General features: G+C 68.2%; 19 protein-coding genes and 1 pseudogene. 6 read left to right on the forward strand and 14 right to left on the reverse strand.

Going from position 1 to position 22,156, the window contains the following annotated elements; translation table 11 throughout:
• Nucleotides 1–90 precede the first annotated feature (90 nt).
• On the reverse strand, nt 91–951 hold the full coding sequence (locus tag V3328_RS04205; protein ID WP_340328410.1) for an alpha/beta fold hydrolase: 861 nt from the start codon (nt 949–951) through the stop codon (nt 91–93).
• A gap of 612 nt (nt 952–1,563) precedes the next feature.
• Here V3328_RS04205 and V3328_RS04210 point away from each other — a divergent pair.
• The 6 genes and pseudogenes from V3328_RS04210 to V3328_RS04235 all read left to right on the forward strand — a co-directional run bounded on the left by V3328_RS04210 (nt 1,564) and on the right by V3328_RS04235 (nt 5,951).
• Nucleotides 1,564–2,187 carry a response regulator transcription factor gene (locus V3328_RS04210; protein WP_340328411.1) on the forward strand — a complete coding sequence of 208 codons (624 nt, stop codon included), beginning with the start codon at nt 1,564–1,566 and terminating at the stop codon, nt 2,185–2,187.
• A gap of 138 nt (nt 2,188–2,325) precedes the next feature.
• Complete coding sequence (locus V3328_RS04215; protein WP_340328879.1) at nt 2,326–2,700, forward strand: response regulator transcription factor; 375 nt, start codon at nt 2,326–2,328, stop codon at nt 2,698–2,700.
• 339 nt (nt 2,701–3,039) lie between these two features.
• Complete coding sequence (locus V3328_RS04220; protein WP_340328412.1) at nt 3,040–3,921, forward strand: helix-turn-helix domain-containing protein; 882 nt, start codon at nt 3,040–3,042, stop codon at nt 3,919–3,921.
• A 60-nt stretch (nt 3,922–3,981) separates the two neighbouring features.
• On the forward strand, nt 3,982–4,812 hold the full coding sequence (locus tag V3328_RS04225; RefSeq protein WP_340328413.1) for an oxidoreductase: 831 nt from the start codon (nt 3,982–3,984) through the stop codon (nt 4,810–4,812).
• 9 nt (nt 4,813–4,821) lie between these two features.
• The gene (locus V3328_RS04230; RefSeq protein WP_340328414.1) at nt 4,822–5,124 is read left to right on the forward strand and encodes a hypothetical protein; all 303 of its coding nucleotides are present in this window, start codon (nt 4,822–4,824) and stop codon (nt 5,122–5,124) included.
• A 41-nt stretch (nt 5,125–5,165) separates the two neighbouring features.
• A pseudogene (locus V3328_RS04235) lies at nt 5,166–5,951 on the forward strand (SDR family NAD(P)-dependent oxidoreductase).
• A 100-nt stretch (nt 5,952–6,051) separates the two neighbouring features.
• Here the strand turns inward: V3328_RS04235 and V3328_RS04240 are convergent.
• The 13 genes from V3328_RS04240 to V3328_RS04300 all read right to left on the reverse strand — a co-directional run bounded on the left by V3328_RS04240 (nt 6,052) and on the right by V3328_RS04300 (nt 22,145).
• Nucleotides 6,052–7,590, reverse strand: coding sequence for a DHA2 family efflux MFS transporter permease subunit (locus V3328_RS04240; protein WP_340328415.1), 1,539 nt, complete (start codon nt 7,588–7,590; stop codon nt 6,052–6,054).
• A gap of 15 nt (nt 7,591–7,605) precedes the next feature.
• Nucleotides 7,606–8,787, reverse strand: a complete 1,182-nt coding sequence (locus V3328_RS04245; protein WP_340328416.1) for an HlyD family secretion protein — start codon at nt 8,785–8,787, stop codon at nt 7,606–7,608.
• A gap of 397 nt (nt 8,788–9,184) precedes the next feature.
• Nucleotides 9,185–10,015 (reverse strand): alpha/beta hydrolase, encoded by an 831-nt coding sequence (locus V3328_RS04250; protein WP_340328417.1) that lies wholly within the window; start codon nt 10,013–10,015, stop codon nt 9,185–9,187.
• 44 nt (nt 10,016–10,059) lie between these two features.
• Nucleotides 10,060–11,409: a c-type cytochrome gene (locus V3328_RS04255; protein WP_340328418.1), complete on the reverse strand. Its 1,350-nt coding sequence runs from the start codon at nt 11,407–11,409 to the stop codon at nt 10,060–10,062.
• Nucleotides 11,406–13,571: a xanthine dehydrogenase family protein molybdopterin-binding subunit gene (locus V3328_RS04260; protein ID WP_340328419.1), complete on the reverse strand. Its 2,166-nt coding sequence runs from the start codon at nt 13,569–13,571 to the stop codon at nt 11,406–11,408. The genes V3328_RS04255 and V3328_RS04260 overlap by 4 nt, the downstream gene beginning before the upstream one ends.
• A gap of 11 nt (nt 13,572–13,582) precedes the next feature.
• On the reverse strand, nt 13,583–14,047 hold the full coding sequence (locus tag V3328_RS04265; protein WP_340328420.1) for a (2Fe-2S)-binding protein: 465 nt from the start codon (nt 14,045–14,047) through the stop codon (nt 13,583–13,585).
• Between the two features lie 408 nt (nt 14,048–14,455).
• The gene (locus tag V3328_RS04270) at nt 14,456–15,610 is read right to left on the reverse strand and encodes a cobalamin-independent methionine synthase II family protein (RefSeq protein WP_340328421.1); all 1,155 of its coding nucleotides are present in this window, start codon (nt 15,608–15,610) and stop codon (nt 14,456–14,458) included.
• A 42-nt stretch (nt 15,611–15,652) separates the two neighbouring features.
• The gene (locus tag V3328_RS04275; RefSeq protein WP_340328422.1) at nt 15,653–16,420 is read right to left on the reverse strand and encodes an enoyl-CoA hydratase/isomerase family protein; all 768 of its coding nucleotides are present in this window, start codon (nt 16,418–16,420) and stop codon (nt 15,653–15,655) included.
• Between the two features lie 4 nt (nt 16,421–16,424).
• Entirely contained in the window at nt 16,425–17,630 is a 1,206-nt protein-coding gene (locus V3328_RS04280; RefSeq protein WP_340328423.1) for a carbohydrate ABC transporter substrate-binding protein, read from the reverse strand.
• Nucleotides 17,630–18,823, reverse strand: a complete 1,194-nt coding sequence (locus V3328_RS04285; RefSeq protein WP_340328424.1) for a CaiB/BaiF CoA transferase family protein — start codon at nt 18,821–18,823, stop codon at nt 17,630–17,632. The genes V3328_RS04280 and V3328_RS04285 overlap by 1 nt, the downstream gene beginning before the upstream one ends.
• Nucleotides 18,824–19,006: 183 nt before the next feature.
• A complete protein-coding gene (locus tag V3328_RS04290) occupies nt 19,007–19,807 on the reverse strand; it encodes an SDR family NAD(P)-dependent oxidoreductase (RefSeq protein ID WP_340328425.1) in 801 nt (266 codons plus the stop codon).
• Nucleotides 19,804–20,988 carry an aldose 1-epimerase family protein gene (locus tag V3328_RS04295; RefSeq protein ID WP_340328426.1) on the reverse strand — a complete coding sequence of 395 codons (1,185 nt, stop codon included), beginning with the start codon at nt 20,986–20,988 and terminating at the stop codon, nt 19,804–19,806. The genes V3328_RS04290 and V3328_RS04295 overlap by 4 nt, the downstream gene beginning before the upstream one ends.
• A 242-nt stretch (nt 20,989–21,230) precedes the next feature.
• On the reverse strand, nt 21,231–22,145 hold the full coding sequence (locus V3328_RS04300; RefSeq protein ID WP_340328427.1) for a sugar phosphate isomerase/epimerase family protein: 915 nt from the start codon (nt 22,143–22,145) through the stop codon (nt 21,231–21,233).
• Nucleotides 22,146–22,156: the final 11 nt, after the last annotated feature.

Genomic DNA, 22,156 nt, shown 5'->3' on the forward strand with positions numbered 1-22,156 from the left:
ATGTCGCGAATTGCGTGAGTGCGGTCGCCGTCGACCGGCGGGCGGCATGCCGGCGACCGCTTGCCTCGGCTGGAGCTTCGCAGATGTCGGTCAGGCGGCCCGCGCCGTGGTCGTGGCCGACTTCGCCTTGCCGGTCCGGATGAACGACAGCAGGTCTTCGTTGACCTTCTCCTTCATCGTCGTGCACATGCCGTGCGGACCGCCCTCGTAGACGACGAGCTGGGCGTCGGGGACGAGCCCGGCGGACCGGTAGGCCGCCGCGGCGATCGGCACGATCTGGTCGTCGTCTCCGTGCAGGATGAGGGTGGGCACGTCGAACGCCTTCAGGTCCTCGGTGAAATCGGTTTCCGAGAACGCCCGCACGCAGTCGTACGTGCCCTTGATGCCGGCGAGGGAACCCTGCAGCCAGAAGGACTCGAGGACGCCTTGGGATACCTTCGCGCCCGGCCTGTTGGCGCCGAAGAACGGCACGGCGCAATCCTTCCAGAACTGCGAACGGTCGGCGAGCAGGGCGTTGCGGATATCGTCGAATGCCTTCATCGGCGTTCCGTGCGGATTGGAGGGGGTCTGCAGCATGAGCGGCGGGACCGCGGCGATCAGCACCGCCTTTGCGACGCGGGCGGTGCCGTGCCGGCCGATGTAGCGGGCAATCTCGCCGCCGCCCATCGAATGGGAAACCAGGACGACGTCGTTCAGGTCGAGCCTTTCGATGAGTGCCGCCAGATCGTCGGCGAACGTGTCGTAGTCGTATCCGCTCCACGGCTGCCCGGAGCGGCCGTGGCCACGCCGGTCGTGGGCGATGCAGCGATAGCCCGCCGAGGCCAGGAACATCATCTGGTCCTCGAATGCGTCGGCGCTCAGCGGCCAGCCATGGCTGAACACCACCGGCTGACCGGATCCCCAGTCCTTGTAGTAGATCATGGTTCCGTCGTTGACTTCGATCGTCGGCATGTCCCGACCTCCCGTTTGCTGCGTTCCTGATGCCGGGAGCCCTTGCGGTTCCCGGTCAAAGGTCGCCGGCCGCCCGGGGCAGGCCCCGTCCGGACTGGCAGGCCGATCATCGCGATCGCTCCGCCGCCATCCAATCGGACGTTGGGCTGGCCGATACCTACGTCCGTATGATCGGGGACGACGCAGCCCGGCGTTCGGCGGACGGAGCGGAAGCGGTGAGGGGCCGACGGAAAAGCGGGCCGGCGGCACGCGGTTCACCGGCCCATCAGTGTCGGCCGACCCCGGCGGGGGGAACCGGGGTCGGCCGTCATCGGTCGCGGGGCGCTGGGGGAGGCGCGGTGAGGCGACCGGAAGGAAATCGCACCTTCGACGTCTCGACGGGGTCTCCGCGGCGCGGTGCCGTGGTTTGGACACGTCGATCGATCTGCACGCTACCTGGTTGCGGCTGTGCGTTCTCGCCCTCGCTTGCGCCAAACCGGCCGAAATTGCTGCAAGCAGGCAGGAGGTCGCTGCAAACGGACGGGCCCCGCCCCGTAGGCGCTTCCGCACGCTCGGCGTGCCGTGCTCTAATCCCTCATCGATACCGTATCGCGGGCGGGCAGGAGAGGTGGGATGACGTCGGAGGACAGCGTCGTCATAGTCGTCGAGGACGACGTCGATTTTCGCGAGGCGCTTCTGCGCCTGTTCCGATCCGTCGGAATGGCGGCGCTTGCGTTCGGCTCGGCCAGGGAACTGCTGGAAAGCACGCTTCCCGACGTGCCGGCCTGCCTCGTGCTGGACGTCAGGCTGCCCGGCTCGAGCGGCCTCGACATCCAGCGCGACCTGGCCGAGGCGGGGAGGCATATCCCGGTCGTCTTCATGACCGGGCACGGGGACATCCCGATGACGGTTCGCGCGATGAAGGCCGGCGCGGTCGATTTCCTGTCCAAGCCGTTTCGCGACCAGGACATGCTCGATGCGGTCATGGCCGCCATCGAAAGCGACCGGACCCGGCGCCAACGGGACCTCGCCGACGCGCAGCTGCGCGCCCGCTACGATGCCCTCAGCCCGCGCGAGCGGGAGGTCATGACCTACGTGACCACCGGCCTGATGAACAAGCAGGTCGCCGGGGAGATGGGCCTCAGCGAGATCACCGTGAAGATCCATCGCGGCAACGCGATGAAGAAGATGAAGGCGCGATCTCTCGCCGAGCTGGTGAAGATGGCCGAAGCGCTCGGAGTTTCGGGGGGGCGGTAGGTGCAAACCTATGTATAATACATTCTGCAGGGATCGCGGTTCAGGTTGGGCTGCGGCCATCGGGCCGGACAGGGCCGGCGCCGACCCCGATCGGGCCGCCTGCATTCGCCAAGGAACAGTACCCTGAGTGACCTACCGATTGTCTCGGTCGTCGATGACGACGACGCCGTGCGCATCGCCACGACGAAGCTGCTTAGACTGCATGACTTTTCAGCGCATGCGTTCTCTTCCGCAGAGGAACTGCTCGAGTCGCCGCGGGCGCTCGATTCGGATTGCCTCGTCACCGACGTCAGGATGCCGGGAATGAGCGGCGTCGAACTGCAATGCCGGCTGCAGGAGCTCGGGCGCCGGATTCCGGTCGTCTTCGTCACGGCGTTTCCCGACAGGAACCTCGAAGCCAGGGCCGAACAGCTCGGCGCCATCTGCGTGCTCACCAAACCGTTCGACGCCGATGCGCTTGTCGACTGCCTGAGAACGGCGCTGTCGCCGACCGCGGACTCCCCCGAGTCCTGACGGCGGCGCGACCCGCCGCTTCGATCGCCCGGCCCAAACGAAGGTATGGGCGGAAGAGACCAACACACTAGCCCGTCCTACCTGCGTTCGATGGAGCCCGGCGGCACCGGCTTCCTAAGCTTGCTGCATCGCACGGACGGCCGAGAGCGCGCACGCATCCGGCCTCCGCCCGCTGGCTCCCGAACCGGACGGTGCAAAAGCATGTTGACCAACGCCCCTGCCTCGCAAGCCAATCCCGCTGCCATCCTCGACAGATTCGCGGCCCGGCCGGAATGGCCGGCGGCCGGTAGCCCGCCTGCGGGCAGGCCATACGGTAACCGTACGGCAGGTGCGGCCGTCGTGCCGGCGAGCGACGGGCCATGCGTCGAGATCGACTCCACCGGCGATGTCCTGCGCCACCGCCGGAAGTGGATCGGCATGGCCGCCGAATCGATCGAAGCCGAGACCGGCGCCTTCCTGCAGTTTGCATATTCGGGCGACCATCATCTTCTGGTCGTCCACGAACGCACCGAGCGTGCGGCCGGGACCTCGAGCATCGGATCCGGCCCCGTCTCGGACCTGCGCACCTGCACGCAGAAGCTGACATTCGTCCCGGCCGGCTCGTGCTACCGCGAAACGCTCGATCTGCGCGCTCCGGCGCGCCTGTTGTTCTTCCACTTCGACCTCGTCCGACTGGGCCGCAGGCACGGACACCGGATGGACACCACGACGCTGGCGCCGCAGCTCTTCTTCGAACGTCCGACGCTGCTCGACACGGCCCTCAAGCTGAAGGCGCTCGTCGACGAGCAGGACCGGATCCAGGAGCTCTACTCGGAGGCGTTGGCCACGGTCCTCGTGCACGAGCTGGTGGCGCATTTCCGCGGCCTCAGGCTGGCCAGGCAGCCGGCCCGCGGCGGCCTCGCGGCCTGGCAGGAACGCGCGGTGCGCGAATACGTCGACGCCCATCTGGACGAACAGATCCCGTTGTCGACGCTGGCCGGGATCGCGCGGCTCAGCCAGTACCATTTCTGCCGCGCCTTCAAGCGGTCCTTCGGACTGCCGCCGCACCGCTATCACATGCAGCGGCGAATCGACCACGCCAAGGCCCTGCTGAAGCAGCGCACCCATTCGGTCACCGATATCGGGCTGATGGTCGGCTACAGCGAGACGAGCTCCTTCACGGCGGCCTTTCGCAAGGCCGCCGGTACGACCCCGAGCGCCTACCAGCGGCGGCTCGCCTAGCCGGCTCGCGCGGAAGCCGCGGCCGTATTTCCCGGAATTTGCGCGAAAGGAACACCAGGCATGAAGAGGCTATTTCTCGTCACCGGCGTCAGCACCGGTCTTGGCCGGGCCCTCGCATCGGCATGCCTCGAGCGGGGCCACACCGTGGCCGGAACGCTCCGCAGCGAGGACGGCCGAGCCGAGTTCGACGCACTCAGCCCGGGGCGTTCGTTCGGCGTCCTGCTGGACGTGACGGAGACCGACGCGGTGCGCCCGCTCGTGGACAGGATCGAGCGCGAGATCGGGCCGATCGACGTCCTCGTGAACAATGCAGGCTACGGCCTGGAGGGGACCATCGAGGAAACGCCCCTGGCCGACCAGCGCCATCAGTTCGACGTGAACGTGTTCGGGGCGATTGCGATGATCCAGTCGGTGCTCCCGCATATGCGCAAGCGCCGGTCCGGACACATCATCAACATCACCTCGATCGGCGGCATGATCACCAGGGCGGGGCTTGGCGCCTACCATGCCAGCAAGTTCGCGCTGGAGGGGTATTCCGGAACCTTGCGAGGGGAAGTGGCGGGCCTCGGCATCAAGGTCACGGCCGTCGAGCCCGGAGGGTTCCGGACGGACTGGGCCGGCCGCTCGATGGCCCGGGCCGCGCGCACCGTCTCGGACTACGACGAGGTCTTCGAGGCGCAACGCAAGGCGAGGCTGGCGTACAACGGGCATCAGCCGGGCGATCCGGCGAAGGCTGCGCGGGCGATCCTGACGCTGGTCGAATCCGCATCGCCGCCGGCCCACCTGCTGCTCGGTTCCGACGCGTTCGCCCTGGCGCAGCAGAACCTCGAAGTCCTGAAGGCCGAATTCGACGCCTGGAGGACGGTTTCCCTGTCGACGGACTTCGACTGAGGCCGCCTCATGACCAGGAGACAGATCGGCCGGGCCGTCATCACGCTGCCCGGCCGCGGGGCCGGGAGCGACACGCTTGCGGATCGCCGCCGGGTCCGGCTGCTCGCCGAAGCGGCCTGGCGTGCCGCCGCAAACGAGAATGCGGACGTGCGGGTGCCGGTGGTCGCCGAGATCGACAGGCTTCGTCGCGCCGGCCGGGAGCCGCGGCGTGCGGTCTCTTGCGGCGGCAGCGGCCCGGCGGCCGCCTGGCCTGTCGTCGCGAGGCTCCTCGCCAGGCTGAAGGGCACTTTCCGTCCGCGCAGACTGCCGTAGGTATCCTGTTCCCGACTTTCTCCAAGCGCAAAGGAAGCACCATGGATCTTCAACTGCAGGGCAGGCTTGCCCTCGTCACCGGAAGTACGGCGGGCATTGGTCGCGCCATCGCCGAAAGGCTGGCGCAGGAAGGCGCCCGCGTCGTCGTCAACGGCCGCAGCGCCGCGGCGGTCGAGGAGGCCGCCGGACAGATCCGGTCGGACACCGGCGGGCAGGTGCTCGGGTTCGCCGGCGACCTGGCCGACGAGGAGGTCGCACGCGAACTCGCGCGGGCACACCCGGACGTGGAGATACTGGTCAACAATCTCGGCATCTTCGAAGTGATGCCCTTCCTCGATATCAGCGATGCCGACTGGCGGCGCTTCTTCGAGGTCAATGTCCTGAGCGGCGTCCGGCTCGCCCGTCTCTAGCTGCCGGCGATGCAGCGGGCCGATTGGGGCAGGATCATCTTCATATCCAGCGAGAGCGGCCTGCAGATCCCCGTCGAGATGATCCACTACGGAATGACGAAGAGCGCCCAGATCGCCGTGGCCCGCGGCCTGGCGGAAGACTGCGCGGGAACCGGCATCACCGTGAACAGCGTCCTGCCCGGCCCGACCCTGTCGCGCGGGGTGGAGACGATGCTCGCGCAGATCAGCGACGGCAAGTCGCGCGAGGAGGCGGAGAAGGACTTCTTCGAAAGCGCACGTCCGACGTCGCTGATCAGGCGGTTTGCCGCCCCGGCGGAAGTCGCCTCGCTCGTCGCCTACGTGGCAAGCCCGCTTGCTTCCGCCACGACCGGGGCGGCGTTGCGCGTCGACGGCGGGGTGGTGCAAAGCGCATTCTGATCCGGCCGCGCCGGCCGCAGCCGGCGCTGACCGCAAGCGTGGGAACGCGGCCCCTCGGCGGCACCGGCGCGATCGGCCGGTACCGCCCTTCCATCCGCGACTAGTCGACCGCAGGGGGGCCGGCGGCGGCGTTCTTCGAGACCCGCATCAGCGCCAGCAACGGCAGCATCAGGAGGCTGACGATGAAAAGCAGCTTGAAGTCGTCGACATAGGCGATGATCGCCGCCTGGCGGGTGACTTCGGCGTTCAGCGCGGCGATGCCCGGCGCCGAGGTCGGGTTCAGGAACAGATAGGCACCGCCGCTCTGCAGGCTCCTGTTGAAGGCATTGACGTGTTCGCCGATCTGGGCGTGCTCGATCTGCGTCTCCTGGATCAGCACGACGGAGGTGACCGACACGCCGATCGCCAGGCCGATGTTGCGCAGCAGGCTGAACAGCGCCGTGCCGTCCGTCCGGAGTTCGGCCGGAAGCGTCGCGAAGGCGACCACCTGCAGCGGCGTGAACACAATTCCGAGGCCAAATCCCTGGATGATGGAATTCAAGGCGAACTGGCGGGCATCGATGTCCGGCGTCCAGGTGGTCATCTGCCAGAGCGTCGCGGCGATCAGCAGGATGCCGACGAGCATCATCATCCGCGGATCGACGCGATTCGACAGCCGGCCGGCCAGCAGGACGCCCGCCATCGTGCCGGCGCCGCGCGGTGCCAGCAGCAGGCCGGTGTCGATCACCGATCGTCCGGCCAGGATCTGCAGGTAGGGAGCAAGCAGCGCCGCCGTGGCGAGAATGAGCATCCCGACCGCGAAGATCATGGCGAGCCCGGAGGCGAAGTTCACGTCGCGAAACAGCCGGGGCGGAATGAGCGGCGACCGCGCCGTGAAGAGGTGAACGACGAACAGGTAGAAGCCGAGGCCGCACAACACGGCATAGACGATGATCTCCGTCGATCCGAACCAGTCCTTGAGCTGGCCCCGATCGAGGAACAGCTGCAGCGAGGCAAGCGCAAGCCCGAGCACGCCGAAGCCGATCCAGTCGAACCGCAGGCCGCGGCGGTGTTCGCCGTCCTGCAGGAAGAACCAGAGGCCGATGAAGGCGAGGATGCCGAGCGGCAGGTTGATGTAGAAGACGAAGCGCCAGCTATACAGCTCGGTGATGTAACCCCCGAGGGTCGGGCCGAGGATCGGCCCGACGACGACGCCCATCACCCAGTAGGAAATCGCTTCGCCGCGCTGCTCCGGCGGGTAGATATCGAGTACGGTCGACTGCGACAGCGGCACCAGCGAGGCTCCGAAGACGCCCTGTAGCGCCCGGAAGACGACGATCTCGGTGAGGCCCTGCGAGGCCCCGCACAGCATGGAGCAGATGGTGAAGCCGGCGAGCGAGACGAGAAAGACGTTCTTGCGGCCGAAGCGGTTCGTCAGCCAGCCGATCGGCGGGGTCATGATCGCCGCCGCCACGATGTAGGACGTCAGCGTCCACGTGATCTGGTCGGGCGACGCCGCCAGCGATCCCTGGATGTAGGGCAGCGCCACGTTGACGATGGTGGTGTCGAGGGTCTGCATCAGGGTCGCGACCATGACGCAGGCCATGATGACGGCGCGGGCCGTCGCGGCCGATGGTGCCGATGCGGTTGTTGCGGGCATGGCGTCACCTGCCGGTCAGTACAGGTCGCGCAACGTGCGCCGATGACCCGTGTCGATGGAGACGTTTGCGCTCATGCCCGCCCGCAGCACCGGTGTTCCCTGCGGCGTGTCGATGGTGATGCGCACCGGGATCCGCTGGACGACCTTGACCCAGTTGCCGCTGGTGTTCTCGGCCGGCAGCACGGAGAACTCCGATCCGGTTGCCGGGCTGATGCTCTCGACGACACCGTGCCATTGGTGGCCCGGATACGTGTCGATCGTCACCGTCACCGGATTGCCGGGACTGACATAGGTGAGATCGGTCTCCTTCATCTGTGCGTCGACCCAGACATGGTCGGTTGCGACCAGGGCCATGGCGCCGGCGCCGGTGAGCGCCGCGGTCTGGGCGACGAGGTAGTCGCCGGGCTGCAGCGAATCGACCTGGGTGACGATGCCGTCGAACGGCGCGCGCACCGATGCGTGGTCGAGCTCGCGCCGGGCCTCGTCGACCGCGGACTTCGCCTGGCGGTAGAGCGGATGGTCCGCAACCGCGATCTCGGGATCGCCGTCGAGCCGAGCGAGCTGCGACTGCGCCTGGTTCCTGAGGGACTCGAGCTTCTCCTTGTCGAGTTCCAGCGTGTATCGCGTCTGGTCGTAGTTGGCCCGCGAGACGAAATCGTCCTTGACGAGCGTTTCGGCGCGTTCGAACGTGACCTGGTCCAGGGCCACCTGCGCCTCCTGCGCCGCGACGTTGGCCAGGAGGACCTTGTAGTCTTCCTTGAGCGACTGGACGTCGAGCGCCACTTCGTTCATTGCGCCGGTGGCATTGTCGAGGGCGAACTGGAACTGCTGCAGCTCGAGCTGGAACAGCACGTCGCCCTTTCTGACCGGCTGGCCCTCGCGCACGTTGACCGACTGGACGAGGCCGGAGACGTCGGTCGTGACGACTGCGTTCGCGGCCTGAACGTAGGCATCGTCGGTGGCGGCGTATCGGCCGCCGCGCAGCCAGAACGCGCCGGAGCCGACGGCGACGGCCAGGATGCCGGCGATCATCAGAGTGGTACGCAGAGACGGGCGCCGGTGCTTCTTCGCCCGTCCGCCGGGATCTCCCGGAACGGTCGCCTCCGTCTCCGGACCGGGCGCCGTCGGCACGATCGCCGGCTTCTCCGGATCGAACAGCTCGGCCGGCCGGCGCACCGGCAGGACATTCGCAGCCACGGGGGCAGCCACGACGCCAGCAACGGGGCCAGCAACGGGGCCAGCAACGGGCGTCCCGTCCGGTCGCGGGCCGAAGCCCAGGTCAGGGTGCAATCTCGCTCCAGCTTCAGACATGGCATCGCCTCCACGATCTCGGTACCGGTGTCACGAGCCGCGTTCGCCGGAGCAGGCCAGCGGCGCACACTCCCGGCAGCGGAACCGCGGGCGTCTTCGACTGTGCCTGGCTCGTGATCCCCTGCCGGAGACAGTAGGTTCGAGGGAGCCGCAAGGGCCATTCTACGCAGGGTGCCGGGGTGCACGTTCGGGTATGGGCGTTTCATACCCTGGTATGATGCCGGCACGCCGGCGCGTCGCACCCGTCCCGCGGAACCCGGCGCCGGCGCTGCGGCCCGGCGGCCTATTCGTTGCGGGCCTGCTGCTGCCGGATCTGGTCGGCCTTGGTCTTCGCCTGCGGATCCTCGCCGAACCACCGCGCCGCCGCGGCGATCACTCCCGCCACCTCGACCCAGTGGGTCTGGTAGACGGAGTGGCTGGCGCCGGGCACGACGCTCCAGTCGGCCTGCGCGCGCTCGTAGTAGAAGCGCTCGAGATCCGGACTGATTATCCGGTCGTCGCCGGCGACGATTCCCCAGGTCGGCTTGTCGCGCCACGCGGCAACCGTCATCGGAGAGCGGAAGATCTCCTTGTTCGCCATCACCTGCGAACGCGCCTGGAACGTCGCCTGCTCGTCGGGAAGGCCGACGGCGAACAGCTTCAGGAACGCCGGCGGATAGAGATAGGTGAAGCCGTCCGGCGTCACCTTGATGGCGCCCGCGGTCCGGGCGAGGGTGCTCGGGTACTTCGCGCCGAGGCCCGCCTCGTCCTCGCCGACGTCGGGCGCGTGGGCGGCGACGTAGACGAGGCCTGCGACGTTGGGGTGTGCACCGGCCTCGGTGATGACCGAGCCGCCGTAGCTGTGCCCGACCAGGAGCGTCGGGCCGTCCTGGATGTCGAGGCTGCGCCTGGCCGCCGCGACGTCGTCGGCATGGGACGTCTCCGGCTCCTGCACCAGGGTGACGTCGAAGCCTTCGCGCACAAGGATGTCGTAGACCGGCTTCCATCCCGACGCGTCGACCCATGCGCCGTGCACCAGCACGATGTTCTTCAGCGGTGCGGCGCCCGCCGGGATCACGCTCAGGACGAGCGAGTGGGCCGTGGCCGCGGCGAGGCCCGCTACGGATCGTTTCATGTTCCTGTCCCTTTCCTGCTGGCCGCCTGGTGGCGCGCGTTCGATCAGTCCGCAGTCTCGTTTCGCAGAGCCGCGACGTCCTGTTCGGTCAGCCCCGCCGCGGCGCCGCCGAAGCGCTGCGTGACGTAGTTGGCGACGGCGGCGATCTCGTCGTTCGAATAGGCATCGCCGAAGGCCGGCATCGAAATGACGCCGGGCGGGGTGTGCCGGACCGTGCCGGAGATCACCACCTGGGCGACGTTGGTGCCGCTCGGGTCGTTGACGGCGCGGGTGCCGACCAGCGTCGCGAACGGCGAGAGCGAGCTCTCGCCGGTCCAGCCGTGGCAGCTGACGCAGGCGCCTTCGAAGACCTTCCGGCCAAGCGCATTGGCGTGATCGACGCCGTCCCTGTGCGAGGCGGGGGCCGGCGGAGCGAGCGATGCGGGCAGATCGGTGGAGCGGATCGCCGGCACCGAGCGCAGATAGGTGACGAGGGCGGCGATGTCCTCCTGCGCCAGCTTGCTCAGGCTGTGGTCGACGGCCTCGCCCATCGGACCCGACGCCGTGCCGCGCCCCTCGGCATAGCCGGTCGCAAGGTAGGAGGCGATGTCGCCGTCGCTCCATCCGCCGAGACCGGTCTGCCGGTCGGAGGTGATGTTGTAGGCCTGCCATCCCGCCGTGCGGGCGCCGCCGTACTTCCTGCGGTTGTCGAGCGCGAAGGCGACGTTGCGCGGGGTGTGGCAGTCGCCGCAATGGGCCAGCGCCTCGGCGATATAGGCGCCGCGGTTCCATTCCGGCGTCCGGGCACTGTCGGGTTCGAAGCCGGTGTCCGGGCTGAACAGCGCCGACCAGAACATCATTCCCCAGCGCTGGTCGAACGGGAAGGCCAGCGTGTTCGGCGGCGCCGTCGCCTGCACCGGCGGCAGGCTGAACAGATAGGCCTTGATCGCCAGGGCGTCGGCATCGCTCATGTAGCGGTAGGAGGTGTAGGGCATGGCCGGATACAGCCGCGCGCCGTCCCGCCTGACGCCGCGCTGCACGGCATCGAGAAACTGCGCGTCGCTGTAGGCGCCGATGCCGGTGTCGACGTCCGGCGTTATGTTCGTCGAACGGAGGGTCCCGAAGGGCAGCCGGAAGGCCAGGCCGCCGGCGTAGTCGCGGCCGCCCGGCGCCGTGTGGCAGACCATGCAGTCGGCGGCGCGGGCCAGATAGGCGCCGCGCTCGACCAGGCTCGCATCGGCAAGCGACGCAGGCACGCCGGTGGGATCGGCGCCGTCGTAGTCGGCCAGTGCGACCTTCTGTCCGGAGGCGAAGGCCATCGGCCCCGGTCCACGCAGGTACCACAGGCCGCCGGCGGCAAGGCCGGCCACGACCACCACCGCTGCGATTGCCGCGCGACGCATCGACCGTTTCATGACCGTGTCCCTCCGGCAATCAGGCTCCTGTCGATCGGCAGGCGACGCAGCGCGACGCCGGTGGCGGCGTATATGGCATTGCGGAGGGCGGGCGGCCCCCCGATCACCCCGCATTCGCCGATGCCGCCGGGAAACTCGCCGCTCCTGACGAGGTGTACGTCGATCCTCGGCGTCTCGTTGATGCGCAGCATCCGGTAGTCGTTGAAGTTCGACTGCTGCACCCGACCCCTTTCGATGGTGATCTCGCCGAACAGCGCGGCAGTCAGCCCGAAGATCAGCCCGCCTTCGATCTGGGCGACGATCGTATCGGGGTTCACCGCGATGCCGGTGTCGACCGCGGCGGTGACGCGCCGCAACTGGATCTCGCCGTCGCCGTCGACCTCCGCCTCGACAACCGTCGCGATCGAGGTGTCGAAGGTCGGCTGCAGGGCGATGCCGCGTCCGACCCGCGGCGGCAGGGCGTCGCCCCAGCCGGCCTTCCCGGCGGCGAGGTCGAGGACACCGAGCATCCGCGGCGACTTCTCGAGCATCCGTCGGCGGAACGCGACGGGATCCGTGCCCGCCTTGCGGGCCAGCTCGTCGATGAAGCACTCGATCGCGAAGACGTTGTTGTTCGGCCCAACACCGCGCCAGAATCCCGTCGGTACCGCCGGCGGCTCGGCGCGAACGTACTCCACATGGACGTTCGGGATGTCGTAGGGCATGTCGACAGCACTATCGACCGCGTCGATATCGATGCCGTTCTGGAAGGCCGGCGGCAGCCAGCGCGCGAGCACGGCCGCACCGGCGACCCGGTATTTCCAGGCGGCGATCGAGCCGCCGGACAGCGTCGCGGCGATCTTGTCCCGATATACCGGCCGATAGACGTCGTGCCTGGTGTCTTCCTCGCGCGTCCAGATCACCTTCAGCGGAGCGGCGACCTTCTGCGCGATGCGGACGGCGGCGACAGCCATGTCCGGCTCGAGGCGTCGCCCGAAGCCGCCGCCGATGTAGTGGTTGATGACGGTGACCTTCCCGTCGGGGATCCCGAGCGTCTCGGCCACGGACGCCTGCACGCGGGAAGCGACCTGCGTGCCGATCCATATCTCGCAGGAGTCCGGGGTCAGGCGGACGGTGCAGTTGAGCGGCTCCATCGCCGCGTGGGCGAGGAACGGCATTTCGTAGGCCGCCTCGACCAGCTCGCCAGTGCCGAGGCCCGTGGCGATGTCGCCGGTCGATCTGGCGACGACGCCGTCGGTCTCGCTTGCCGCGCGCAGGTCGGTCCAGATGTCGGCGGAACTCAGGTCGGCGTGCGGGCCTTCGTCCCAGGTGACGTCGAGTGCCTCGAGGCCCTGCTTGGCGGCCCACATGTGGTCGCCGACAACGGCGACCAGGTCGTCGAGGACGACCACCTGCCGCACGCCCGGAACCTGCATTGCCGCGCTGTCATCGACGGCCGCGACCCTGCCGCCGAAGACCGGACATTGCGCCAGCGTGGCGACCTTCATGCCGTCCAGTCGCACGTCGATGCCGTAGACGACCCTGCCGTCCACCTTGTCAGGCGTATCGAGGCGCTTCGCCGACGTGCCGATGAGGGTGAAGTCCCGCGGATCCTTCAACGGAGCGTCCGCCGGCGCCGGCTGGTCGCGCGCCGCACCGGCCAGCTCCGCGTAGGTCGCGGTCCGGCCTGACGCGGCATGGGTCACCACCCCCTCGAACGTGGTGCAGCCGGCAGGATCGACCTGCCACCGCTCGGCAGCCGCCTGGACGAGCATGGCGCGCGCGGTCGCTCCCGCCTTGCGGAGCGGGGTCCAGAAGGCGCGGATCGAGTTGGAGTTTCCGGTCGCCTGCACGCCGAGGAGCGGATTGGCGTAGAGCCTTTCGTCGGGAGGCGCGTGCTCGACCGCGACCCGCCGGAAATCGGCGTCGAGTTCCTCGGCCAGGATCATCGCGATCGAGGTGTAGACGCCCTGGCCCATCTCGACCTGCGGCATCACCAGCGTGGTCCGGCCTTCCCCGTCGATGCGGATGAAGGCATTCGGCGCGAACTGGTCCGGGCTCTCGTCCGGGGCACGTTCGGCCGTTTGCGCGCCGAGCGGCAGCCGGAACGCCAGCAGGACGCCTCCGGCCATGCCCGCCGTGAGGAGGCCGCGCCGGGAAATGCCCTTCACATCCGTGCGCATGGTACCGGCTCCTATGCCCTGCCGTCCGAGGCCGCCTGCTTGATGGCGGCGCGGATCCGCACGTATGTGCCGCAGCGGCAGATGTTTCCCGACATTGCCGCGTCGATATCGTCATCGTCGGGGTCGGGCGTGACGGCGAGCAGGGCCGCTGCCGACATGATCTGTCCGGACTGACAGTAGCCGCACTGGACGACCTCGAGGTCGAGCCACGCCTTCTGGACCCGGGCGCCTTCGGGTGTTTCCGAGATGCCTTCGATCGTGGTGACGGCCTTGTCGCCGATCGCCCCGACCGGCAGCAGGCAGGACCGGACCGGCGAGCCGTCGATGTGCACGGTGCAGGCGCCGCACTGGGCGATGCCGCAGCCGAACTTGGTTCCGGTCATGCCCAGCACGTCGCGCAGAACCCAGAGCAGAGGGACGTCGTCGCCTGCCTCGACCGACCTGCGACTGCCGTTGATGTTGAGCGAAATTGCCATGGCGGTCTCCGACATTCGAAGGCGCGGACGATGCGCAGAACTGTGGCCGTCGACGCGCTGCGGGCTCACTTCGCCGGATGTCGGCTCGCTCGCCGTGTGCGGATCCAGTGACCCCTCGGGCCTCGGCGGAAACCTGTTTCGCCTTGCCCTGCACGCGTCGCCAGCGTCGCCGCCCGGTTTCCCATTGCTAGGCGAACATCGATGCCAGGGTGGATAACGAGCCCGTATCGGGCACTAGTCGATCGGTACGGATCGACCAGCCGATGGTATTATTGACAGGGCAGGGCATTCCTCCGCCGGCAAGGACGCAGGGGCGGACGCCGCGTATGTGCTGGAAGAGCCAGCGGCTCTCCCGACGGACTCGCCTGCATCGAACGAAGGGGCGTCAGGGCGATCAGTTCGCCCCGGTCAGTTCCAAAGCGCCTTGCTGGCCAGTCCGGCTCCCTCGCACAGCGCGCGGAACTTCGCCCAGACGATGCGCGGCTCGACCTCGGTCCTGTACATGGCCTGCGAGGAGAACCCGCAGTCCGCGCTGGCGATCACGTTCTCCCGGCCGACCCGCTCGGCGAACCGCACGATCCGTTCCGCCACAAGCTGCGGATGCTCGACGACGCTGGTGGCGTGCGTGATCACGCCCGGGATGATCAGCTTGCCGTCCGGCAGCTTCACGTTCTCCCACAGATGGTATTCGTGCTCGTGGCGCGGGTTCCCGGCCTCGAAGGAATAGGCGCCGGCGTTCACCCGCAGCACCTGGTCGATCATGTCGGGCAGGTCGGGCTCGTGGATGCGCGGCCCCTGGTTGATGCCGTAGCAGGTATGGAAGCGCACCTGATCCTCGGGGATGCCCCTGAGGCTGTGATTGATCGCGTCGACATACATCGCCGCCTTGGCGATCCGCGCCGTCTCGTCCAGCGACTTGTCCATGTAGACGTTCGGCAGGAACGGATCGTCGACCTGCAGCAGGAAGCCGGCCTCGATAATCGCCGCGTACTCCTCGTGCAGGGCATCGGCGACGGCGAAGGCATATTCCTCCTCGGTCGCGTAGTAGTCGTTGAAGCCGACCCCGGTCACCGCGGCGGACGGCATGAACGCCTCCGCGCAGCCATGCGCCTCGACCGCAGAGCGGAGATTGGCGAGATCGATCCGCAGCGCGTCCTGGCCGACGTAGCGGATCGGCCCGACGCAGAACATCGGCGCCGCGGGCGCGATCGCGCCGCCCAGCATGGCGCGCTCGAAATAGTCCTTGTAGTACTCGGGGAAGGCTTCCCGCTCTTCCAGGTACACTTCCGACTTGACGTGCGGCCGACGCTCGAACCCCTCTAGCCGGTCGTTGATGTAGACGGCATGGCCAGGCTTCGACATCTCGCCGTCGGCGACGATGTCGATGCCGGCCTCTGCCTGCCGGCCCACCATGTCGTCGACCGACTGCTTCAGCTTTTCCTGAAACGCCGCCTCGTCCACGCCCTTCCCGTCGAGACGTGCCTTCAGCACATCCAGAAGGTCATGCGGACGCGGCAGGCTTCCCACATGGGTGGTCAGGATACGATCGGTGCTGTGTCTCATCGGCGTGTCTTCCCCTCGGTGATTGAATGCAGGCGGCGCCGGCTAGCGGCGCCGGAACGACGGCGCGCGCTTTTCCTTGAAGGCGCGCCGGCCCTCGTCGGCGTCCTCGGTCGCAAAGCACACCGTCTGCAGGTCGCGCTCGTACTGGATGGCGTTCTCCAGCGGCATGGCGAAGGCGGCCTTCAGGTTCAGCTTGGCGGTCTCCGCGGCGATCGGCGCCCGCGACGCGATCGTGGCGGCGATCTCGCGGGCGCGCGCCACCAGTGCGTCGGCCTCGGCGATCTCGCTGACCAGCCCCCAGGCGAGCCCCTGCTCGGCGGAGACCGGGTCGCCGGTCATCACCATCAGTGCGGCGTTGCTCGGGCCGATCGAATGGGCGAGCAGCGCCGTCATGCCGCCGCCGCCGATCCAGCCGAGCTTGATTTCCGGCGCCGCGAAGCGGGCGTTCGGCGAGGCGATGCGGATGTCGCAGGACATCGCCATCTCCAGGCCGCCGCCGAACGCGTAGCCGTTGATCGCCGCGATCGACGGCTTGGTCAGGCCGCGCACCGCGTCGCAGTAGTCGGGACGGCCGCGGAACGACCAGGCGGTCGGATAGGTGTCGAGTTCGCGAATGTCGCTGCCGGCGCAAAACGACTTCCGGCCGGCGCCGGTCAGCACGACGGCGCGGACGGCGTCGTCGCCGTTGACGGCGGCGACATGGGTCCTGAGCTGGTCGGTCATCTCCGGTGTCATCGCGTTCAGCTTGTCGGCCCGGTCGAGCGTTATCAGCGCGACATGACCGTCGACTTCGAGTGTGACGTTGCTCATCCGACTAACCTCCCACCACCTGCTCGGCTGACTTCCGGTAAATTTCCTTTGGCGCCGTGACGGCACGTTGGCCCGTCCGGCTCCGCGCATAACGGTCCTGCAGCCGCGACAGGATCGTCTCGGCCGGCACTCCATTCGTCATGGCGTCGCGCAGGGTCGCGGATGCCTCAGACTGGAAGGCGATGTAACCGTCGTGGCGCGGCCGCACCCAAGCGGCTTCGAGCGTCGCAGCGGTGTCCCGATAGAAGTTCCCGGAAGCGGCGTTGACGGTTGCGTCCGACCACGCCGCCCGGCTGCTCGGCTGGCCCTCGTGGTCCGGGATGAAGCCGCGCTGCGTCTGCGGCGCCATCAGCCATCTCAGATGGTCGAGCAGGCCAGGTGTCACCACGGCGCGTCGGCTGACCGCGAGCCCGGTGCCGCCGAGCGTCGAGCCGGGGGCAGTCCCGCCCGCCGCCGTCGGCGCGTCGGCAAACCGCAATGCGCACCGACCGGGCTGCGAGGGCACTGTATAATTCACGTAGCCGAAGACGAGCGGCACCAGCGCGAGCGGCTCGCCGCCGGCCATCGCTTCGAGCAGGTCCTTCGGATTGAGGTTCCTGGTCCAGTCCGGCGAGGACGCCGCAAGGGGCGACAATATCTCCAGCGCGGCTCGTCCCGTCCCGGAGGACACCAGCACGCCGGGGTCGCGCGAGGCCGGCGGCTCGCCAAGCGCCACGCAGATGCTCATGAAGCTGAGCAGCGCGTGCGGCCCGGCCAGCGACAGGGCGACGGGCGCGCGCCCGGCAAGGTCCGCAACCGCGGCCCAGTCGGCCGGCACCGGCCCGTCCAGCAGATCGGGCACATAGGCCGTCACCTGAGCGGCGGCATCGAGCGGCAGCGCCCAGTGGCGGCCGGCGTAGCAGTAGCTCGACAGGCACTGCCCGATCGTCGCCGCGCCCCAGGCCGCGATCTCCTCGGCGGAAAACATCTCCTCGAGCGCCAGGAAGCAGTCGCCGTTCAGCGCCTCGCCGAGATGCGGATGGTCGATCACCACCAGGTCGTAGCGCTCGGCGAGATCGGCGATCGGATGGGACTCGAAGCCCTCCAGCGGGTGGCTCGACCAGTCGATGGAGATCCCCTCGCGCGCCGGATCCAGCCGGGACGCCGCGGCGGCCAGCGCGTTGAAGCCGCGCGGATGGTCCCAGGTGAGCCCCTTGTAGCGGACCGCCATCAGGGCTGCTCCTCGGCGATCACCTTGCGCTCGAGAAGGTCCTCGATCCGGTCGGCCCCGTAGCCGATGTCGGCGAGGATCTGCCTGGTATCCTCGCCGGTGACGGGCGCGCCCTTGTAGACCTCCGCCGGCGTCTTCGACATCCGGAACGGGAATCCCGGCGTCTTCACGCGGCCTTCGGTCGGGTGCTCGTATTCGACGAAAGTGCCGTTGTGGCGGATCTGCGGATCGTCGACGAGATCGGCATAGCCGTAGACCGGGCCGGCCCAGATGTCGGCCTCGGAGAACGCGGCGAGCCATTCGGCGCTGGTGCGGTCCTTCAGCTTCTCGCGCGTCTTCGCGAAGATCTCGTCGCGCCGCGACCAGCCGTCGACCTCCTCGTTCATCTCCAGGAACGACGGCTCGCCGATCACCTCGCCGAGCCGCTTCAGCGGCGGGAACGCCAGGATGATGAAGCCGTCGCTGGTTGCGAACGCCCCGTACGGGGACCGGATGTAGACGTGGGCATGCGGCTCGGCCGAGCGCGTCTGCGGCTTGCCGGCGACGGTGAACACCGACAGTTCCTGCATCTGCAGCGTCGTGATCGCATCGAGCATGTTTACGTCGACGCGCTGGCCCTCGCCGGTGCGCTCGCGGTGCAGGAGCGCCGCCAGCACGCCCTCGAACGCGGTATAGGCGGTTACCGCGTCGACCAGGTACTGGCCCGCCGCGTTCGGCGGCTCGCCCTCGCGGCCCGCCGACAGCATCGCTCCGCTCATGCCCTGCAGCACGAGATCCTGCCCCGGCCGGTCCCGGTAGGGGCCGTCCTCGCCGTAGCCGGACATGGAGACGTAGACGAGCTTCGGGTTGATCCGCGACAGCGTGTCGTAGTCGACGCCGAGCCGTTCGGCGACGCCCGGCCGGTAGTTCTGCAGGAACACGTCTGCCGACGAGACGAGGTCGCGCAGGATCTCCTTGCCCTCGTCGCTCTTCAGGTCGACGGCGAGGCTTCGCTTGTTGCGGTTGAGCGACAAAAACGACACGTTGATCCGGTTGCCGCGCGCACCGCCGGCGGCGGTATGGCGCTGCCACTCGCCGGTCACCGGCTCCACCTTGATCACGTCGGCCCCAAGATCGCCGAGCCGCTGCGCCGCGAACGGCCCGGCCATGGCGATCGAGCAGTCCAGTACGCGGTAGCCTGAAAGCACTCCCATTTGTCTTGTCCCGGTTGATAGTTCAGCGCCCGCGCGGCGGGCCGACACTGGCCTCGATCCTTCGAGACGGCCGCTGGCGCGGCCTCCTCAGGATGAGGCGCATACTCAGAGTGGGTTCCTCATGGCGAGGAGCGGGCACCCGCCCGCGTCTCGAACCATGCAGGCCCCGGTTGCCGCGCCCGTTCACTTCATCACCCATCCGCCGTCGACATTGATGGTCTGGCCGGTGATGAACGAGGCGTGGTCGGAGGCGAGGAACATCATCGTGCTGGCGATGTCTTGCGGACTGCCGCGCCGCTTCAGCGCCTGGTGGTCGAGGACGAAGCGCGTGTAGCCGTCGGGGTCCGGGTGGATCTTCTCGGCATCGGTGGGGAAGGCGCCCGGCGCGACGGCGTTGACGGTGACGCCGTACTGGCCGAATTCGCGGGCCCAGGCCCGCGTCAGGCCGACCAGCGCGCCCTTCGACGATACGTAGGGGAACAGCTTGTCCCAGCCGCCGTAGAAGGTGATGCTGGCCACGTTGATGATGCGGCCCCAGCCGCGCTGCCTCATCCCCGGCAGGAGCGACATGGCGCACTGGACGTGGGCGTCGACATTGACCGCCTGCACCGCGCGGTGTTCCTCGAGCGTGAAGTCCTCGAACGGCTTGGCGGGGTAGATCGCGGCGTTGTTGATCAGGATGTCGACGGCGCCGTGCTCGGCGACGATGCGGTCGAGCCCGCGCTTCAGTTCCGCCTGGTCTGACAGGTCGAGATGCTCGTAGACCACGCTGCCGTTGCCCAGTGCCGCTGCGCGCGACAGGAGATCGCTGCCGCGGTCGTCGCGGATGTCCAGGACGATCACCTTCGCACCGGCGCCCGCAAATCCGAGCGCGGTATCGATGCCGAGCCCGCCGGCACCGCCGGTCAGCAGAACGGTCTTTCCGGTAAAGTCCATGCGCGCCTCCCTGGCCTCGCCCGCGCCGGCGGTCGCCGTGACGTTCATCGCGCGATCGCCTTCCACTCGTCCGTCGGGGCGGGATAGTCGTCGGCGGGCTGTGCGGCGATCGCGGCGATGCGGGCCTGCGCGGCGGCGATCTCGGCGGCGCCGTCGATCACCGCGAACCGCGTCTCGTAGCGCCGCTCGTCGCCGTGCTCGAGCCAGATCAGTTCGCCGCGTTCCCTGGCGAAGGGCTTGCCGAAGACGTGGTTCGTGGACGGCTCGATGCCGATCGCATACTGGCCCTCCTGGAGGTTCTGCCACTCGTACTGGCAGGGGAACTCCGAGGCGTTCGTCTCGACCATGAAGCCGATCCCGCGGCCGCCGTCGAAACCCTCGTTGACCACCGCGACCGGCACCTTGCCGTCGGCGTCGGCGCCCATCTCGTGCTGCCAGACCTGCTCGTGGAAGTTCGACTGCGGCCCGGGCAGGGTGCGGTAGCCGACGCCCTGGCGGCGATAGTCGTCGGCATGCGCCGCCCACACCGTCTGCCGGACCGGCGCGACATAGCGGCTGCCTTCGCCCAGCACGGGATGGCCGAGGTTGATGTGGTAGAGATACATGTGCGGGGTCCGGTAGAAGCCGTGATTGACGACGCGGTCCGTCAGCACGAACTCGTTGCTGCCGACCTTCGCCTCGATCCGGCGGATCAGGTGCAGGTCCTCTCCGAACACCGCGGACTGCTGCACGACGCCCTCGCACCACAGCGTGCACTCGTCGCCCTCCCAGCGTTCGCCGTAGCCGGTGAGCCTGCCGGGGATCGTGCCGATGCGGCCGTGGATCGAGCTGTCCACCGTCTTGCGATGGACGTAGTGGTAGTGGTCGGCGGGATCGGCATCCATGAACAGGATGTGGTCGAGCCCGCAGGTCACCATCAGCCCGGAGAACGAGCGCAGCCAGGCGAGGCCGCCCTCGCCCTCGTACTCGTGCAGCGCGGGATTGCGGAAGCCGGCGGGCGAGTGCCAGCCGATCGCCGCGCCCCGATACTCGCAGTCGGCCACGTCGAGGGCCCGGTCGATCAGCACAGTGAACCGGAATCCGGTGCCGGTCCGGAACTCCAGCATGCGGATCCCGCGCTCGACGCCGTCGCCCAGCGTGACCAGCCTGACACCGGCGAACTGGGACAGCATTCCCGCGTGGCGGGCGACGTCGCGCCGCGACATCTCCCGACCATAAAGTTCCACCATTTCGACGTCTCCAGTACTCTCTTGCGCCGCCTGATTACCTTGCCGGCGACCGAGCCCCCTCACCCGGCCCGGTCGGGCCGACCTCTCCCCATCGGGGAGAGGTGAACCGTGCCGCGCGTTCGGAGGCAGATCGGCCGTCGAGCCAAGCCGTCACCGCCCACCTCTCCCGGCGGGAGAGGTCGGATCGCGCGAGCGATCCGGGTGACGGGTTACGGTCGTTGCGATCATGATGCCGACGCGCCTCACAGGCCGTTCGCCCTCAGCTTCCCGTCGATGAACTTCTTGGCGCGCGGCACGTCGGCCTCGTCCAGGTGCTCGATGATCATCGGGATGTTCGGATGCTTCTGCGCGAGCCGCTGGAAGTAGAGGTCGTAGTTCAGCTCGCCGAGGCCGGGCGCCGGCAGCTCGATCTCGCCGACACCGCGGAAGGTGTGCGATTCCAGCGCGTCGTCGTCGCCGATGTCCGCGTGCTTCTCCGACTTGTCGTCGCCGGAGCGCTTCACGTCCTTGGCATGGCCGATCTTGATCTTGTCCGACAGCGTGTCGAAGACCTGGTTCAGGATCCTGTCCATGTCGTCGATGTTGTGGGTCTCGAAATAGTTGGTCGGGTCCATCAGCAGGCCGAGGCCGGGGTGGTCGACCTGGGCGAACATCCGCACCGTCTCCTCGACCGATCCGACGACGTTGTTGACGTAGGTCTCCAGCAGGAACATCGCGCCGTGGTCGTAGGCGTGCTGGGCGAGGTCGGCGATGACCTTGCGGCACTCCTCGAAACCCTCTTCCGTCTTGTTCTTGTCGTCGTGCACCCAGTCGCTCTCGGTGTTGTAGGTGCCCGTTTCGGAGATGACGTAGGGCGTGCCGAGATACTGGGCGTGCCGGATGATCTCCTTCAGGTAGCCGACCCGCTTCTCGCGCTCGGCCGGATCGGGATGGATGATGTTGGTATAGCCGGAGATGCAGCAGATCGGCAGGTTGTGGTCGCGGAAGGTCTCGCGGATCTTCACGCACTTGTCCTTGGTGATCTGCCCCGCCGAGACGTCGACATCCTTGAAGTGCATGTCGAGCTGCACGGTGTTGAAGCCGAGATCGCGGATCTTCTTCGCGGTCGTCTCGAGCTCGTAGGGGAAGTATCCGGTAAAAATGCCGACTTGCATCATGGCGTTCGTCT

The sequence above is a fragment of the Microbaculum marinum genome (assembly GCF_037855135.1).
Lineage (GTDB): Bacteria > Pseudomonadota > Alphaproteobacteria > Rhizobiales > Tepidamorphaceae > Microbaculum > Microbaculum marinum.